This window comes from uncultured Porphyromonas sp. (assembly GCF_905372525.1).
Classification (GTDB): Bacteria; Bacteroidota; Bacteroidia; order Bacteroidales; family Porphyromonadaceae; genus Porphyromonas.
Genome location: NZ_CAJPPN010000025.1, coordinates 1 through 16,833 on the forward strand (window position 1 = coordinate 1; position 16,833 = coordinate 16,833).

The 16,833-nt window shown below is 59.1% G+C and carries 11 protein-coding genes and 1 pseudogene; 4 read left to right on the forward strand and 8 right to left on the reverse strand.

All coding sequences use genetic code 11. From position 1 onward, the window contains the following. The 4 genes and pseudogenes from QZ170_RS05850 to QZ170_RS05865 form a co-directional block, all read right to left on the reverse strand. Nucleotides 1–283, reverse strand: a pseudogene (locus tag QZ170_RS05850) (energy transducer TonB); the annotation flags it as partial. Nucleotides 284–288: 5 nt separating this feature from the next. Beyond that, nucleotides 289–720: a biopolymer transporter ExbD gene (locus QZ170_RS05855; protein WP_297178516.1), complete on the reverse strand. Its 432-nt coding sequence runs from the start codon at nt 718–720 to the stop codon at nt 289–291. Nucleotides 721–741: 21 nt separating this feature from the next. After that, nucleotides 742–1,428: a MotA/TolQ/ExbB proton channel family protein gene (locus QZ170_RS05860; RefSeq protein WP_297178519.1), complete on the reverse strand. Its 687-nt coding sequence runs from the start codon at nt 1,426–1,428 to the stop codon at nt 742–744. A gap of 137 nt (nt 1,429–1,565) precedes the next feature. Then, a complete protein-coding gene (locus tag QZ170_RS05865; RefSeq protein WP_297178522.1) occupies nt 1,566–2,285 on the reverse strand; it encodes a pyridoxine 5'-phosphate synthase in 720 nt (239 codons plus the stop codon). 114 nt (nt 2,286–2,399) lie between these two features. Between QZ170_RS05865 and QZ170_RS05870 the strand changes: the two genes are divergently transcribed. Continuing rightward, on the forward strand, nt 2,400–3,278 hold the full coding sequence (locus QZ170_RS05870; protein ID WP_297178525.1) for an NAD(+)/NADH kinase: 879 nt from the start codon (nt 2,400–2,402) through the stop codon (nt 3,276–3,278). 483 nt (nt 3,279–3,761) lie between these two features. On the opposite strand, the gene QZ170_RS05875 is transcribed toward QZ170_RS05870, so the two are convergent. The 4 genes from QZ170_RS05875 to QZ170_RS05890 all read right to left on the reverse strand — a co-directional run bounded on the left by QZ170_RS05875 (nt 3,762) and on the right by QZ170_RS05890 (nt 11,218). Continuing rightward, entirely contained in the window at nt 3,762–7,793 is a 4,032-nt protein-coding gene (locus tag QZ170_RS05875) for a glycoside hydrolase family 2 TIM barrel-domain containing protein (RefSeq protein ID WP_297178526.1), read from the reverse strand. A gap of 168 nt (nt 7,794–7,961) precedes the next feature. Beyond that, nucleotides 7,962–8,978, reverse strand: a complete 1,017-nt coding sequence (locus tag QZ170_RS05880) for an NAD(P)-dependent oxidoreductase (protein WP_297178529.1) — start codon at nt 8,976–8,978, stop codon at nt 7,962–7,964. 21 nt (nt 8,979–8,999) lie between these two features. Further along, entirely contained in the window at nt 9,000–9,878 is an 879-nt protein-coding gene (locus QZ170_RS05885) for an MlaD family protein (RefSeq protein ID WP_297178532.1), read from the reverse strand. 47 nt (nt 9,879–9,925) lie between these two features. Then, nucleotides 9,926–11,218 (reverse strand): N-acetylmuramoyl-L-alanine amidase, encoded by a 1,293-nt coding sequence (locus QZ170_RS05890; protein WP_297178535.1) that lies wholly within the window; start codon nt 11,216–11,218, stop codon nt 9,926–9,928. A gap of 554 nt (nt 11,219–11,772) precedes the next feature. Between QZ170_RS05890 and QZ170_RS05895 the strand changes: the two genes are divergently transcribed. The 3 genes from QZ170_RS05895 to QZ170_RS05905 all read left to right on the forward strand — a co-directional run bounded on the left by QZ170_RS05895 (nt 11,773) and on the right by QZ170_RS05905 (nt 16,823). After that, nucleotides 11,773–11,925: a hypothetical protein gene (locus QZ170_RS05895; protein WP_297178538.1), complete on the forward strand. Its 153-nt coding sequence runs from the start codon at nt 11,773–11,775 to the stop codon at nt 11,923–11,925. Between the two features lie 34 nt (nt 11,926–11,959). Then, the gene (locus tag QZ170_RS05900) at nt 11,960–13,921 is read left to right on the forward strand and encodes a sulfatase-like hydrolase/transferase (RefSeq protein WP_297178541.1); all 1,962 of its coding nucleotides are present in this window, start codon (nt 11,960–11,962) and stop codon (nt 13,919–13,921) included. Between the two features lie 781 nt (nt 13,922–14,702). Then, on the forward strand, nt 14,703–16,823 hold the full coding sequence (locus QZ170_RS05905; RefSeq protein ID WP_297178543.1) for a hypothetical protein: 2,121 nt from the start codon (nt 14,703–14,705) through the stop codon (nt 16,821–16,823). Nucleotides 16,824–16,833: the final 10 nt, after the last annotated feature.

Genomic DNA, 16,833 nt, shown 5'->3' on the forward strand with positions numbered 1-16,833 from the left:
GCGTAGGGGTCGGGACGGGGGGCGTGGGCGGGGTAGGACGTGGAGCCTCGACGCGGGTAGACTGAGGAGCTTCGGTCGGTGTACCCCCTGGCTCTATAGCACCCGAGGCTTGCTCTACATTGCCCACATTCACAGCCACCATCACCTCTACGGGCTTGGGCTGAGGGTGAGGGACACGGAGGTAGAGCCCCCACAGTAGGAGCAGGAGCCCCACGTGTAGAGCCAGAGCGATGGTGAGGGCAAGAGCCTGTCGGCGCAGTGGCGAAGCGTCTAGACTACTCATAGTGGCTAGAGGGTGGCGGGCTGCTCGGTCTCGGCTCGAGTGGCGAGTACCACCTTGAGCGAGGACTGCGAGGCAGCGTTGATGACGGCGACGACCTCCTTGTAGGGGATGGTCTCGTCGGCCTGGATAGAGACGTAGGCCTCGGGATGCTCGGCGGCGAAGATCGCTAGCTGCTCCCGGAGCTCCTCCCTAGAGAGCTCGATGGGGACTGCCCGCTCGATCCCCAGATAGTAGTGCCCATCAGGGGTGAGGGTGACCCGTGCTGCGGGCTGCTCGGGCGAGCTCTGCGGGGCTGAGGTGGGTAGGGTGACCTTGATCGTGTTGGGCACGATGATCGTACTGGTCACGAGGAAGAAGATCAAGAGCAGGAAGATGACGTCCGTCATCGAGGCCATGCTGTAGGTGTCGGTAACCCGGCTCTTACGCTTGAGTGCCATGTGCGGGGGAGCTAGTGGAGGTTAGTGAACGACTTCGTTCAGTAGGTCCATGAACTCGACCGTCTTGGCCTCCATCTTACCCACGACCTTGTCCAGCTCAGCCACGAGGTAGTTGTAGGCGAAGAGGGCGATGATCCCTACGACGAGCCCACCGACGGTAGTCACTAGAGCCTCGTAGATACCATTGGAGAGGAGGGCGACGTCGACCCCACCAGAGCCGGCGTTGGCCATGTCAAAGAAGGCTCGCACCATCCCCGTGACCGTCCCGAGGAAGCCGATCATCGGTGCACCAGCAGCGACCGTAGCCAGCAGGGGCAGGCCCTTCTCAAGTCTCCCGACCTCGATATTACCGACGTTCTCTACGATGACGAGGATGTCGGCCATGGGACGACCGATACGGGAGAGTCCCTTGCGGATCATACGGGCATAGGGGGTATTGGTCTCCTCACAGAGCTTGATAGCGGAGCTGGTCTTGCCCTCGATGACGTAGTCCTTGATACGCTGGACGAAGTACTTATCTTCCTGCCCAGCCGAGCGCATCTGGATGTACTTGGAGACAAAGATATAGACGGCGAGCAGGGAGAGGAGGAGAAGGACGATCATGATCCACCCGCCCTTGGTAGCGAGGTCAAGGACGGAGAGTGAGGCGGCAGAGGATGTGTTCTCTGCTAGGGTCTGTGCCAGAGAGGCGGTTGCTGTTGTATCCACGAGGTGTGATCCTGTTAGTTATTATTATCTATGTATTGATGTATACTTGACTCATGCCAGCTAGCGTGAGCTCCCCACGGGGGGCTGAGGCTGTCCCCCCTGGGTGTAGGCAAGGGGGAGAGGAATGAGGGGGGGGGCTACTTGCCGAGGCAGGCTCGGTAGCGGCGAATGGTCTCCTGGAGCCCTAGGTATAGGGCATCGGAGATCAAGGCATGACCTATAGAGACCTCGGCGAGCGAAGGGATCTGCTCGGCGAAGTAGCGGAGGTTGGTGAGGCTCAGGTCGTGCCCTGCGTTGAGCTCCAGCCCGAGGGCGAGGGCTCGGGAGGCCGCCTCGTGGAAGGGGGCGATCGCCTCCTCTGGGCTACGAGAGAGGTACTCGGCAGCGTAGGGCTCGGTATAGAGCTCGATGCGAGCTGTACCTACCTCGGCAGCAGCCTCTATCTGCCTAAGGTCGGTGGAGACGAAGATCGAGGGACGGATACCCCACTGTCTCAGCTGGGCGACGATGTCCCGGAGGAAGGCTCTGTGGCTGACGACATCCCAGCCCGCATTGCTCGTCAGTGCATCGGGTGCATCGGGGACGAGGGTGACCTGTGCTGGACGTACCTCGCCGACGAGGTGCATGAACTCTGTGGTGGGGTTGCCCTCGATGTTGAACTCCGTGGTGAGCACCTCCCTCAGCTCGTAGACGTCCCGATAGCGGATGTGCCGCTCGTCGGGGCGAGGATGGACGGTAATCCCCTCGGCTCCGAAGGCTTCGCAGTCTAGGGCGACCTGTAGGAGATTGGGTACATTGCCCCCACGAGCATTACGTAGGGTAGCTATTTTGTTTATATTGACACTAAGGCGAGTCATGATCCCGTGATCTTTTATACATTTGTGGCGAGGGAGAGGCTATCTCTCTTACCCATACAAAGGTAACGTTATTTAACCTACTCACGATACGGCGACGTCCATATTCTACTCGTTATGTATAGGATAGCCCTTGTTGCTTCCCAGCATCTCTCGGCGCATGCTGCGCATCTAGCCCAGCTCCTCTCGGCGCTAGACCGCTCTGATGTAGCCCTTTACTGTGATCGTACCTTCCAGCTTGACCTCGCGGAGGAGTTTCACCTCACCCCTCGGATAGCAGGGGTGCTCCCGACGGATATGAGCCCTCTGGATGTAGACTTTGTCCTGAGCCTGGGGGGAGATGGGACGTTCCTGAGGGCTGCCCGCAGGGTCTTCGGGCAGGAGATCCCTGTGCTCGGGCTCAATATGGGGCGCCTGGGCTTCCTCACCGATATGGGGATCGAGGAGGCTCTGCCCCTCCTCCCCCGCCTCTTCACGGGCGAGTATACCCTGGAGCGGAGGATGCTCCTATCGGTGGAGATCGACGGACACCCCTACGGACAGATCCTCAATGACGTGGCGCTCCTGAAGCGGGAGACGGGCTCTATGATCACCATCCGCACCCTACTCGGGGACGAGGACTACCTAGCGAACTATGAGTGTGATGGGCTCATCGTCTCCACTCCCTCGGGCTCGACGGCCTATTCGCTCAGCGCCTATGGGCCACTGATCATGCCCCAGTGTCGCAATATGCTCCTGACCCCAATCGCTCCCCACTCGCTGACGATGCGCCCCCTCGTCCTCCCCGAGGACCTCTCGGTAGAGATGACGGTGACGGCACGCAATAATACCTTCCTCCTCGTCCTAGACGGACAGACCAAGATCCTACCTACGGGGGTGAAGGTGCGGGTGCGTAAGTCCCAGAGCCAGCTCCGTATCATGCACTTGAGGCCCTACAGCTTCGCCGACACACTCCGTCGTAAGCTCCTCTGGGGAGCACCTCTGAGGCAGGAGTAGGCGAAGCTGCTCCCGCTGGCTAGCTCGCCCCATCACGACTGAGGCCTAGGTGGCCTCCCCTTCCCTCCCCTTCGTCCGTCTACAGTCCCATATTCTACCCCCTGCGGAGGCAGAATATGGGGCTGTGAGCTCGAGGGGCTCACCCCCTGCGGAGGGAGAATATGGGGCTGTGAGCTCAAGAGGCTCTCCCCCCTGTGGAGGGAGAATATGGGGCTGTGGGCTCAAGGGGCTCTACCCCCTAGAGGGCAGGGAAATCCCCCTTCAGTAACTCGCTCTGTATCAAACACGACTAGAGTCCCAAAACGAACATACCTAGAGCGCCGATGCGCTCTAGGTAAGAACGCCCTCATCACCTTACATAGGTGATGAGGGCGTTCATTATAGGAGCGCAGGAGCGCTCTTAGTAAGTATCTCTCTCCCCCCTCGGGATCGCAGTGAGACGAGCCCTGTTAGCGAGGGTAGGATGAGGGGTGTATCTTAGTCTTATTCAGCTAGGATACGGAGCTCAGAGCCACTCGCATAGTCCGTACCATCGTGGGCGGTGAGAGCGGTGAGGCGCACATAGCGAGCCGAGACGGGCTTGGGAAGGAGGATGCGCTGCTCCTTCTTGTCCTTGGGGAGGGCACTGCGTAGCACCTCTGTCCAGGTCTTTCCATCTTGGCTGACCGAGAGGGTGAAGTCCTTGATGTCCCCCGTCCAGCTCCCATCCTGACGAGGGAGGTAGGTGATACCACGTACCATCTTGGGCTTGAGGATGTCGAAGTCGATCCAGTGGGGATGCTTCGCCACGGTCACCGACCACATGGAGTGCCAGATCGTCTCGGGCTTCCCATCGAGGAGGTTGGTCGCCTCGCACTCATATTCGGTATCCTCGCTGCTGCAGAAGGTGACAGTGGCTGCCGTGTACTCGATCTTGGAGAACTGACGGGTAGCCACACGGCCGGGATAACGAGCATCCCAGGCACGTACTGTCCCACCTGAGGCGAAGGGGATAGGAGCAGTGTAGCGCTGAGGCTTACCCTTGCCGATAGAGTACATCAGCTGAGCGCCCTTGGTACTGCTTAGGCTGAGCTCACCCGTCATAGAGCGGGAGAGGGCAGGGACGACGGTCCCCTCAGGTTGCTCACGGGTCAGGACACTGACGTCCTCCCCAGCGTGTAGGGGACGAAGGGTGAGGGTGAAGACCTGCGGAGTGCCGAAGCTCTGGTATTGCTTCAGGGGAGGCCCCTGTCCACAGCTATGTCCCCCGAGGCCTGTCGTCGAGAGGGAGAGCACGAGGTGCGTATCCCCCGGGGCTGGGAGCTGGTAGGGGTGTGGGGCGAGCATGAGGTCGAGGGCGGAGTAGGGGAGGGCAGAGCTCGTCATCACGCTATCGGTGTAGAAGAGGATGCCCGAGCCCGAGGGCTTCGTGAGGCTTACCCAGCGGACGTCCTCGCGGTTGCCCATCGTCTGGGGCTTTGGGAAGGAGACGAACTGCTCGGCGACCTTGCTCTCATACCGCTCTACGTACTGGCTAGCCTTGCGGTCGCCGTAGTTGTTGATCGGCCCGCGTCCGTAGTAGGTGTAGTCCTCGTACTGCTGGGGCAGGACGAACTCGTAGCCGAGGCGGGCGAGGGTGAGGTGAGGCTTGTTGCTGGTGATGTTGGAGCGCAGTGTGATCTTGCCGTCAGAGTGTACCGTCCAGACAACCTCGGAGATGAAGTGGAAGTCCTCCTCGCCGAAGGGGTGGCTGGTATCCTCGGTGATCTGGTAGCGTCCCGAGGCCTTCTTCATCGTGAGCGTTGCTCCATTAGGTGCCTGGGAGCGTACGGTGAAGTAGAGCTCTACTCGTCCGCCTGGGAGCTCGGTGATCTTGTGTGAGAGCACCTGGTGGCGGAGGTTGTGCAGGCCATTGGCCACCCACTGGGAGCGGATCCAGACGTCGTTGTCACACGGAGCACGGAAGGCCGTGAGCCGTGGCTCATTGCCCTCACGGATCAGGGTATCGCCAGAGTAGACGAGGCGAGAGATCGTCCCCTGCTTGAGGTCAAAGGCTACGTCGAAGTCCTTGCCCGTCGCTACCCACCGATCTCCGATGGTCTTCGTCGAGGCGAAGGGGGAGGCGGTGGCAAACTCGAGCTGGGGCTCAGCTTGGATGGTCGGTAGAGGGAGCTGCTCATCCATCTGTACATAGTCCCTCTTTGCCCAAGGCTTATCCACGGAGAGCACACACTCGGCCTTCACGAAGTACTCCGCCCCTGGGGTACGCTTAGCGTAGGACTCGGGGAGCTCGACCTCGGCTGTGGCACGTGGGGCGATGGTGGGCATGGGGGTCGTAGTCTCCTCTACCTTGACGCCATCACGCCACAGCGAGAGACGTAGGGTGTAGTCGTCGAGGGTGGTGAAGTAGTTCTTGTTGAAGATCTTCAGCGTACGGCCCTCTGAGCCCTCTAGGGAGATGCCGACATTCTGGTAGACCTTCTTCACCTCGTAGTACTGAGGCTTGGGCTGGAGGTCAGCGAAGACGATCCCGTTCATGACGAACATACCATCGTTCGGGTTGTCACCGAAGTCCCCCCCGTAGGCTAGATAGCGCTTGCCGTCGGGGGTATAGTTGTAGAGGGCTTGGTCTACCCAGTCCCAGATAGCCCCCCCACAGAGGAAGTTGGTGCGCTCGATCGCCTTCCAGTAGTCGGCGAGTCCACCGCAAGCGTTACCCATGGAGTGGGCGTACTCGGAGATGTGGAAGGGGTACTTGATCTTGTAGTTCCCCTCGACGGCCCCCTCGACCCATGCGATGGAGGGGTACTGGTTGGAGCCCATATCCACGATGTCGTTGTTGCGCTCGTACTGGATGGGGCGCGTGGTGTCTACGGCCTTGGTGGCACGGTAGCTCTTGACGAAGTTCTCCCCTGGGCCTGCTTCGTTACCTAGAGACCAGATGACGATACTGGGGTGGTTGATGTGGGCATACACCATCTCGAGCATACGGGAGATGTGCTGCGCCTCGAACTCTGGGACGTGCGACAGCGAGGCCTTGCCGTAGTAGTACTCGTGGGACTCGATGTTGGCTTCGTCCTCCAGATAGATGCCGTACTTGTCACATAGGTAGTACCAGTAGGGAGCGGGGGGGTAGTGCGAGTTGCGCACGTGGTTGATGTTCGCTCGCTTCATGAGGAAGACCTCCTGCTCCATCTGCTCGCGGGTGATGGCATGTCCTCGCTCAGGATTGGTCTCGTGGCGGTTGGTTCCCTTGAGTTTGACAGGGCAGTCGTTGACGTAGAAGTAGCGTCCCTTGCGCCCAAACTCATCGTCCCCCGCCTCCGTGTCCCGTATCTCTACCTGACGAAATCCGGTGTAGACGGAGGCTCGGTCGAGGAGCTTCTTCCCGCTCTTGTCGTAGAGCTCAGCGACGAGGACATAGCGGTTGGGCTGCTCGGCAGACCATAGTCGGGGCTGAGGGACGGCGAGGGTTGCCTTGGTGGATCCTCCTAGGGGGAGGCGTACCTCGGCCTCTCCATCGGGAAGGTCGGCTACGTTGTCGGAGTAGAGCTCGACACGATAGAGGCGGTAGCGGAGGATACCCTGTGGCACCTTGTTCGCTAGGATCTGTGACGTGATCTCGGAGGTGATGTCTAGGCTCCACTCCTTGGTCCCACGGTCGCATCGGGGGATCACCTGTAGGTCTCGTAGCTGAGTCTGAGGCTTGGCCGTGAGGTAGACCGAGCGGAAGATACCCGGTAGACGGAACATATCCTGTGCCTCGAGGAACGACCCATCGCTACTACGATAGACCTCGACGGCGAGGGTGTTCTCCCCACGAACATTCAGGTAGGGGCTGATGTCAAAGGAGGCGAGGTTACGGGAATTCTTAGAGAAGCCCACATAGTGCCCATTCACCCATAGGTAGAAGAAGGAATCGACTCCATCAAAGTTGAGATACACGCTATGCCCCTTCCACGACGAGGGTAGGGCGAAGGTGCGGCGATAGGAGCCTACCTCGTTACGGTCACGGTAGGTCGTCCAGTCCTTGGGAGGGGTGCGCATGACACCGCCCTTCCAGTCCCCGGGCTTCACCTGATGGTAGAAGATCACAGGCTGATTGACGTAGATCGGTGTGCCGTACTTCTGCTTGCCGTCTCGCTGTAGGCCGTAGACGTTCCAGCTCATCGGTACGGTGACCTCGTCCCAGGAGGAGACGTCGAAGCTGGGGCGATAGAAGTCCTTGGGACGCTCCTCTGGAGTGCGTACCCAGTGGAAGCGCCACTTGCCATCCAGACTCTGGTACAGAGAGCTGTGCTCGGGCAGTACCCGTGTCGCCTGGTCATCCTTGGCGAAGGAGAAGAAGTAGGCATGGGGGCGCTCCTTGTTCAGCGCATAACGCTCGGGGCTCTGCCACTCATCGCCCTGAGGAGCCTCCTGACGTGCGTAGCTATAGCCCGGCATCGTGCTCTGTGCTCTACCCTCGCCTGCGAAGGCAAGGAGAGCCAGAGAGAGTGCACCCATACGTAGGATCTTCGTGGGGTCTTTTCTCATGATGTCGTATAAATAGAGTAAGAGTGAAGTAATCTGATGGGGTATAGAGTGTAGCACCCTGTAGGTACATCTACCTATCGTGTCGTGTAGCGTGTCCTCATCTCGTCGTGCTGTGTCGTCTCGTGTGGGAGGTGTGATGTCTCGTGGTGCGCCGTGTGAGAGGTGACTCTAGGGGAGATCACCCGAGGCTCGGGCAGCTGCGATCGTCTCACGTAGTCCCTCCTCCAGTCTCCTCGTCGGGCTGAAGCCCAGAGCGAAGAGCGGGCTGGGATCACACCGCCAGTTGCGCTGCGCTAGGAGTGGATACTTGTCTCTATTGAGGGGCGTCACCTTACTCGTGAGGCGTGCTCTCAGCGAACCAAAGGCACAGACGAGACGTACCAGAGGCAGGGGGATACGAATATGTAGGACGTGCTTGCGTCCGATGAGGCGCTGCACCATACGGCCGAACTCGAGGTCGGTATAGGTGTCCCCGTCGGCGACAATATACCGCTTGCCCTCAGCCTCGGGCTGGGTCAAGACGAAGAGGGCAGCACGTGCCACATCCTCGCCGTAGACGAAGGTCAGGTACTGCGTCTTGCACCCAGCCATTGCATTGATGCCACGGGCGATCCCCTGAAGAGAGAGGAGGTAGTCCGCATCCCCAGGGCCATAGACCCCAGTAGGCATCAGCAGAGTGAAGGGGAGTCCCGACTGCTCGGTGTAGTGCTCTGCTAGACACTTGCTCCGCCCATAGAGGGTATGGGGGTGCTGCTCGTCCTCTGCCCTCAGGGGAGCTGTCGGACCATTAGAGTCCCCATAGCTACTCATACTGCTCATCAGCACGAAGCGTAGTGGAGGAGTGGGGAGAGCGCCTAGGGCGGAGAGTAGGCGGCGGGTCTGCTCGGCATTTACCTCCTGAAACTCCTCCGTACGGGCTGTCTTCGTAATCCCTGCATTATGGATTACGTAGTGCCACATCGGTTCCTGTCCGAGTGCGGGGGGGATGACAGCACGGAGCATCTCGGTCAGGTGGTGCTCATCACTGTAGTCCACCTCGACGAGGCGGACACCTTGGGACTCGAGCTTGCGTCTATTGCTCTCTGGCCGTATAGCAGCCCAGACCTCGTAGCCGAGGCTCTGAGCTACGCGTACCAGATGGGAACCAATGAAGCCCGAGGCTCCCGTGATGAGGATACGCTGCATAATCGGGATAGGGAGCTGGGGCTAGAATACAGAGAAGTGAACGTACCTCTTGGGGTTCTCCTTGAGGTCTCGCATGAGCTTGTCTGCACTGCCGACTAGGCTGTCGAGGCGGTTGTAGAGGGAGGGGTCGTTGAGCAGAAGCCCAGCGGTATTGTCCCGACTACGGAGCTGTGCCGATACCTGCTGGAGCTGGTCGGTGGTCTTCTGCAGGGAGAGGACGATGCTATCCAGCTGGACTCGTGTGAGCTGCTGCGTGAAGGTATTGAGGTTCGCCGTCATCCCCTGTACATTGGCCATAGCAGGCGTGAGGGAGTGAGTGGCTTGATTGAGGTTCGCCATCATACTCCGTAGCTGTGCTGCAGAGGTATTTAGGGAGACGAGCATAGAGTCCAAAGCCTTGTCTTGTAGGAGGGCGTTTAGACGCTCTAGGGTGGCTGTGATGGTGGGCATCATGTTGTTCACTGCAGGTAGTATCTGTTCGCTCGCTACAGAGAGCAGGTCACCCGAGGGGCTGATACTCGCTATGGTGTCTCCTTCGCTGAGCAGATCTCCGCTGGTGCTCGCTAGGGAGAGGACGAGCTCTGCTCCACTGAGGGGGTTGGTCTTGATCTTGATCTGACTATTGCGGGTGACCCGTACATGAGGGTCTAGGGCGAGCTCGACGGTGGCACCGTAGCCACGGGTGTAGTCGAACTGTACGTCACGTACCGTACCGACCTTGAAGCCACTGGCTATCACGGGTGTGGCGACCGTGACACTACTTAGGTTCTCGAAGTGCGCATAGTAGGTCGTACTCTTCTTAAAGACCTCGATCCCCTTGAGGAAATTGATCCCGACATAGCAGATCACGAGAGCAATGATGGCCAGTAGACCTATCTGCACTTCTTTCTTTATCTTCATAATTCTATGGTTCTATATGTCTTCTCGACTAGTGAAGAGGTGGGTGATCAGCCCCGGATGCGGACACCATCACGGTAGCGGATGATGAAGGCATCATGATAGATCCGAGGCAGCTGTCGTAGCTGCTCCTGCGCCTTCTCACGGGTGGATACGTGATCCAGCAGATAGATGTACTTGTTCCCTGCACGCATACGCTCCACTGCGGAGGGGAGGTGGCGGAAGTCAGGGTGATTGGGCTCTAGCTTCTTCGGCGAAGTGAGGAACTGTACACGATAGGTGATCCCCTTAGGGGCCTTCTGACTCTTGGCCTCCTTGCCTGCGGTGCCCTTAGAGTCGCTCTTAGCGTCGCCCTTGCTGTCCTTGCCTATAGAGCCCTTAGTGTCACTCTTCGTGTCGCCCTTGGAGGTCTTGCCCTGCCCCTTCTTGAGCTCAGATGTGCTGGGCTCAGGTGTGCTGGGCGTAGTGGTCCCTGCCTCATCGCCCCCCGGGCTGGTCGTGGTGGTGTCCGCAGGCTCTGTGGCATCGGCCTGCTTGGGGGTGTCCTTTGCGCTCTTCCCCGTGAAGGCCATGTAGTAGCCCGTGAAGGCCTCGGAGATCGCATCGGCGATCTTCTCCTGCCCCGCAGAGCTGAGCATAAAGTTCGCCTCTTGCTTGTTCGTGAGGAAGCCAATCTCTGTCAGCACACTTGGCATGGCCGACTGGCTCAGCACCCAGAGGATGTCCTGCCTGACCCCACGGCTATAGCGTCCGTGGGTACGGTAGCGACGCTGTAGGCGGTTGGCGAAGTCTATGCTTTTGGTGATGTAGGCGTCCTGCATGAGGTCAAACATGATGTAGCTCTCGGTGCTCGTCGGGTCAAAGCCTCGGTAGGTCGTCTTGTAGTCGCTCTCTAGGAGCATAGCCTTGTTCTCCCGCATGGCGACACTCAGGTTATTGGCGAACTTGGAGACCCCGAGCACATAGGTCTCCGTGCCGTTAACCGTAGCGGTGGGGGCGCTATTGACGTGGATGCTGAGCATGAGGGAGGCTTTGTGCCTATTGGCATAGTCGGCACGAGCCTGTAGCCCTACGAAGGTGTCGGTCTCACGGGTGTAGAGGACACGTACCTCGGGGTGGTTGGCCTTGATCTTGCGCCCTACAATCTTGGCGACTGAGAGGGTGATGTCCTTTTCCTTCCCTCCATTGCCCAAGGTGCCGGGGTCTTTCCCTCCGTGGCCTGCATCTATGACGACGGTGAAGAGCCGCTGCGCCTGTAGGGCTGTGGGTATTCCCCAGAGGAGGCATCCTGCGAGGAGCATCAGCAGGAGCACCTGGTATCGTGAGCGTGAAGAGAAGAACATCTATCGTAGTGGGCTAGGCCCTGAATATCGTACTTATTATATCGGAGTCGCACCTAGGAGGCTCTTGTCCCCTCGCCCTCATCTACACCGCTGGGCTCACTAGCCGAGCTGTGACGGGATAGGGGAGGGTGGAGATGCCTCTGGCGCCTTGTCTGTACAAAGATACGAAGTTTCTCCATCCAAACACGTTAGCCACCTCATCCCTTAGGGCATATTCACAGCTCCTAGTCTAAGCCCTCAAAGTACCCCTCGCGCCTAAGCGCTCCGATGGCATAGCGGGTGAGGGGGTTGCGTGTGAGGCGTAGGCTGTATTTGCGCTTATGCTCGGGGAGATAGTCGAGAAGCTGTCGGTCTAGTAGCTAGGGATTGAAGTTGCTCCAGCTTACCCTTACAGTCCCTCTAATGGAGGTGGCGTTTTTTCCTCGGGTGGGTGTGTGTATTTTCCTTTTTGAGTGTTAAGTCGCTGTAGTATAGTGGGGATTGTCGGAGTGGTACTTTCCTTAGAGCTAACGGCCTATTTTCCATTTAGCTATAGGCTATGCCTCGTAGACGGTATGCGTATAACCCTGCTGGCGATGTGTGAGGGCGAGCGTGGCCGTGTGGGGGCTCTAGCACCAACCCCCGCGCCGAGTGCCCTCCCACAGCTACACTATGGGGTAGGGGTGCACGTGCTGGAGCGAGGTTATTATTGTACCTTTGTGCCCTGATTAACAATGTATAACTATCCCTATCCCAAGACTGATGGAAGAGACTTCATCGAAGAGGTCATTTAACCCCCTCCTGGCTCAGTGTCGTCTGCTCATCCTGCGCCTGCTCCTAGCCCTCGTGCTCTATACGCTGTGCCGAGGCTTCTTTTACCTATATAATAAGGACCTTCTCGAGCTGAGTACAGCTAGGGAGGTCGGACGTATCTTCGTCGGTGGCTTCCGCTTTGACCTCAGCGCTATTCTCTATACACAGCTTCTGCTGACCTTCCTTAGTCTATTGCCTCTGCGGGTAGCATATGGTCGCCTCTACCAGCGGGTGATGACCTGGATCTACCGCTTCACGATCATCGCAGCCCTCATCCTCAACCTCGGGGATACGGTCTACTACCGCTTCACGCTGAGGCGTACGACGCTGGCTGTCTTCGATGAGTTCCAGGCGGAGAACCCGCTCCACTTCCTACGCTTCTTCGTCGACTACTGGGGGGTGACGCTCGTGGGCATCGTCCTGATCGTCCTCTTTATCCTCGTGGAGCGTAGGCTCCCCCGTCCGAAGTCCCATCCCGAGGGGCGTGTCTGGCCCGTCTACCTCACCTCGGTGGGGCTACTCGCCCTAGGGGTCTATCTCTCGATCGTCGGGGGGCGTGGAGGCTTCACAGCGGAGACCCGCCCGATCACGATGAGCAATGCTGCTCTCTATATCCAGAAGCCTCACCAGCGGGCTATGGTGCTCAATACCCCATTCTGCCTAATCCGCATGCTTGGCAAGAATAGCTTGCCCGAGCTGACCTACATGCCCTTCGCCGAGGCAGCGAAGTACTTTGATCCCATCTACACGCCCGGGCATACCCCCTACTCGGGGTTGTTCCGGGGGCGCAACGTCGTCCTCATTATCTGGGAGAGCTTCGGGCGCGAATGGGTCGGCGCGCTCAATCGAGACATCAAGGGCTACAAGGGGTATACCCCCTTCATCGACTCGCTCATCGAGCGTTCCTATGTCTTCGAGAACGCTTATGCCAATGGCGGGAAGTCCATCGATGCGATGCCCTCTATCTTCACCTCCATCATCTCGCCTAACGTCTCCTTCGTCCTCTCGGTCTACTCGGGGAATGACCTCCCCTCGCTACCCCGTAGACTGTCCGGGATGGGCTATACCACCGCCTTCTTCCATGGAGCACCCAACGGCTCTATGGGCTTTGACGCCTTCACCCGACAGGTGGGGATTAGTCGCTACTATGGGATGACGGAGTATAACCATCCGGAGGACTACGATGGGCAGTGGGGGATCTGGGATGAGAAGTTCCTACAGTATGTCGCTCGGGAGCTCGGGACTCTACCTCAGCCCTTCTTCGCAGCGGAGTTCACGCTCTCCTCGCACCACCCCTTCCGTGTGCCCGATGAGTATAAGTCTGTGCTGCCCAAGGGGTCGCATCCGATGCATCAGGTGATCGCCTATTCGGATATGGCACTACGTCGCTTCTTCGAGACAGCGAGCAAGCAGCCCTGGTACGACAATACCCTCTTCGTCATCGTCGCCGATCATGCTGTGCCGGGGGCGCTGGATGAGTACAAGACGACGGCGGGGATCTTCCGTGTGCCGATCATCCTCTTCGACCCAAGGGGACAACTCGTAGGCCGTGAGCCTCATCAGGTGGTGTGTCAGGCGGACCTCTACCCGACGATCCTCGACCTCGTGGGGGACACCCATCCGATGGTCGCCTTCAGTAGCTCAGCCTTTGACCTCAATCGTCCTCGCTTCGTGGTGCAGGAGATCGGTGGTATGCACCAGATGATCGAGGGGGACTGGCTCCTGCACTTCGATGGGACACAGCCCAAAGCGCTCTACAACCTCCGTACCGATCCCAAGCAGACGACCGACCTCAAGGATCAGCCCAATACGCCCCTACCCACTATGCTCCTTCGCCTCAAGGCATACCTGCAGGAGTACACGCATCGTATGAGGGCTAATCGCCTCCCCTCCCTCGAGCCCAGCCGATAGCGAGGCCCCCTAGGCTACGCTTCGTCGTAGGCACCCTTAGGCAAAGCCCCTCCTATTAGATGAGCGGGGATACACCATCGTGGTGTATCCCCGCTCGCTGTCTAGAGCCTGCCCACCCCTCCGACCCCCTGTGTGAGAGGGAGGCTAGAGGGCTCTAAGTGTTCGCCCGAGGGACGTACCTAAGAGAGCCCTACGGCGGAGCTACCTAGAGCGGTGTTGTGTACACGCGTGTACACTCTTGTGTACACGTGGGTATACTCTTGTGTACACACGTGTACACATCCCCCTCCTAGGTAGGAGGGGAATACTCGCTCAGTCTATCGCTGTCTACGAGAGTCCCTAGCTCGGGGTAGCTCCCCAGCGGCTTTGCCCGTAGCCACTAGTCGTCTCATACGTCTGTCGAAGGGTAGGGGAGGGTGTGGGGGAGCATGATGGGAGAAAGCAGTATCTTTGTCGCGGACTTTGCCACACACACGAGCCCAACACACCCGATTTTGGATAGGATATAGTCGTCCCGTCCTCCCTAGTCCCAGCCTCACCCCCGAGAGGTGGTGTCCAGCCTGAGAGAGTCGTACCACTTGGTAGCCCTAACCCTATGCCCTGAGCTGACATAGCCTGCTATCAAGCCCTCCCCATGCCCTTCACCCTCCTAATGTGCTAGGCTAGGATCACCCGGACGAGACTATCCCCCCCTCCTATCCCCCCACCCCTCGTATGCAGGGATGCACACCTCTGACGCACCAGGGGGAGCGTATACGCACACACTCTAATCACAGTAATAATGCAACGAAGTAACGAGACACACCAGCTCGCCTTGACCCTCGCCCTCATGGCTATGATGGCACTTAGCGGCCTCCTCCATGGCTGTCGCCAGCAGGAGGTCGAGCGTCCGAGCGAGCCTCAGCCCCAGCAGGTGCTCCATCTGGATCTCCTCGGGGCACTGGAGAGCCCGAAGGCGATGAGCTATCAAATCCGCAGCTCGAGTGAGACGGCCGAGCTCTCCTACCTACCCATAGAGACCCCTACGGTGCACTGCTTCCTACGTAGAGCAGGTGCAGGGGGAGAGGTTTACCACTTTGCGGTCACTCCTGAGCACTGGGCTATGCAGGGCTCCCCTAGGGAGACCAATAGGTTCCAGATGACGACTAGGGACAATGCCCAGGTGACGATCCCAGGAGAGGGGCTAGACCTGACCTCGGGGGAATGGCTCTTCACGGCCTTCCTCGGGGGGCACTACGATGAGGTGACTAAGGAGCTCCGCTATACCCCAGAGGAGAGCTATGACGATCATCTCTTCGCAGGGCAGGCCAAGATAGACATCCCCTACAGTACCCACTGGAGACGGATTACTGTGGAGAATAGGGGGACAGCTGGGCACCCCTCCCTCTGGCTCCAGCAGAGAGACCTGATATTCTCCCCGATGGGGATGCTGATCCGTGTCCGCCTCTTCAGCGATATGGAGGCTGAGGAGGGCTCCCAAGCTCCGGGGCCAAGGCAGACGATGGAGGTCGGGCAACTAGCCCTCGTGACCGAGTCCTCAGACTTCTGCTCGGATGTCACCTTCGACCCCAGCCACGCTCAGGAGGGAGCACGACCACGGATGAAGAATACCTTCCCGGAGAGGAGCGTCTTCCCCTACCGGGTACACAGCCGTATCTCCTCAGCCTCCTCCCAGATGAAGAAGGGGCACGAGGGAGCTCCTGTGGCTCTACTCTGGGGGATAAACATCGCCGAGGATCAGACGAAGCCGGTCACCTTCCGTATCTCTGCTCTGGGCTATAAGCTCCGTGCGATGAACCCCTCACCCCGAGTCAAGCAGGGCGACTACTCCGTCCAGGTCACCCGCCCGATGGCTCACGGCAAGAGTGGCTATATCAATGTCTCCCTCGTACGCCCCAAGACGCCCCTAGAGTACGTCGCCGATGCCAACCTCTCACCGACCCCTCGGCGACTAGCTGACCCGAATGACTCCTTCCACTCGGGCTACTTCGACCTTAGTGATATCTATGCAGAGACGGACTGGGAGCAGCGTCACCTCCCAGATGGGATGTACCTGCCTAGGGTAGAGGAGTGGCAGACCCTCTTCCCCGGGACGATGTCCCCCCAGTATATCCGCTTCAATGGGGCATACCCCACGCAGACCTGTATCGATAGGATGAGTCTAGCGGGGCAGACCTACACCGCCAAGTCGGAGTACATGGGGGTGGATCGGGGGAATGACCGGTACGAGGTCTATGCCCTCTGCTTCCAGCCGACGACGGGGAGCCCCATCCTCGGGACAGAGACCCTCGGCACGAGGAGGTTCCTGACGGCGATCCGCTATGAGTTCGGCAAGACCGGTGACTTCACAGAGCCCAAGGTGCCGAAGACCCAGGAGAACCCCGAGGGCTATACCCTACGGGTGACCTCCTACTATATTGGGAATGATCCAGCCTACAAGGATCTCACCCTCGCAGAGCTCGCTAATGCCCCCCAGCTGGGGGGTAAGAGTGCTCACGGAGGCAAGCGACTCGTAGGGAGCTCCCTCAATAAGAAGTTCTTCGTAGACGCAGATCCCGAGGGACGTCGCCGCATAGTCTACCTCCCCATGACCGGCTACGGCAAGAGGGATGGGGGACTGTCGGCGAAGCAGATCAATATCGACCTAGGAGGCAAGACCGGGGAGGGACTACAGCAGGCGCACCAGACGCTCGTGGGGCGAGGACGTCTCACGGATAATAGACTCGGGGAGAATGCCGACTCGTACTATGTCCTCAAGGGTACAGATGAGTCAGGGTACTACTGGCACCTCGTCCTCAACCGCCAGAATGGGATCGGGCGAGGCCCTAAGTACCCTGGGGAAACGACTTGGGATCGGGCGCACTACCCCGCAGTGCGTCCCTTCGTGAGGTTTGCCCGCTAGAGGAGCCTCC

What these genes read in the sequence shown, in the direction of transcription:
- QZ170_RS05855 (WP_297178516.1), bottom strand. Translation starts at nt 720, where the DNA reads ATGGCACTCAAGCGTAAGAGCCGGGTTACCGACACCTACAGCATGGCC.
- QZ170_RS05865 (WP_297178522.1), bottom strand. Translation starts at nt 2,285, where the DNA reads ATGACTCGCCTTAGTGTCAATATAAACAAAATAGCTACCCTACGTAAT.
- QZ170_RS05870 (WP_297178525.1), top strand. Translation starts at nt 2,400, where the DNA reads ATGTATAGGATAGCCCTTGTTGCTTCCCAGCATCTCTCGGCGCATGCT.
- QZ170_RS05875 (WP_297178526.1), bottom strand. Translation starts at nt 7,793, where the DNA reads ATGAGAAAAGACCCCACGAAGATCCTACGTATGGGTGCACTCTCTCTG.
- QZ170_RS05880 (WP_297178529.1), bottom strand. Translation starts at nt 8,978, where the DNA reads ATGCAGCGTATCCTCATCACGGGAGCCTCGGGCTTCATTGGTTCCCAT.
- QZ170_RS05885 (WP_297178532.1), bottom strand. Translation starts at nt 9,878, where the DNA reads ATGAAGATAAAGAAAGAAGTGCAGATAGGTCTACTGGCCATCATTGCT.
- QZ170_RS05890 (WP_297178535.1), bottom strand. Translation starts at nt 11,218, where the DNA reads ATGTTCTTCTCTTCACGCTCACGATACCAGGTGCTCCTGCTGATGCTC.
- QZ170_RS05895 (WP_297178538.1), top strand. Translation starts at nt 11,773, where the DNA reads ATGCGTATAACCCTGCTGGCGATGTGTGAGGGCGAGCGTGGCCGTGTG.
- QZ170_RS05900 (WP_297178541.1), top strand. Translation starts at nt 11,960, where the DNA reads ATGGAAGAGACTTCATCGAAGAGGTCATTTAACCCCCTCCTGGCTCAG.
- QZ170_RS05905 (WP_297178543.1), top strand. Translation starts at nt 14,703, where the DNA reads ATGCAACGAAGTAACGAGACACACCAGCTCGCCTTGACCCTCGCCCTC.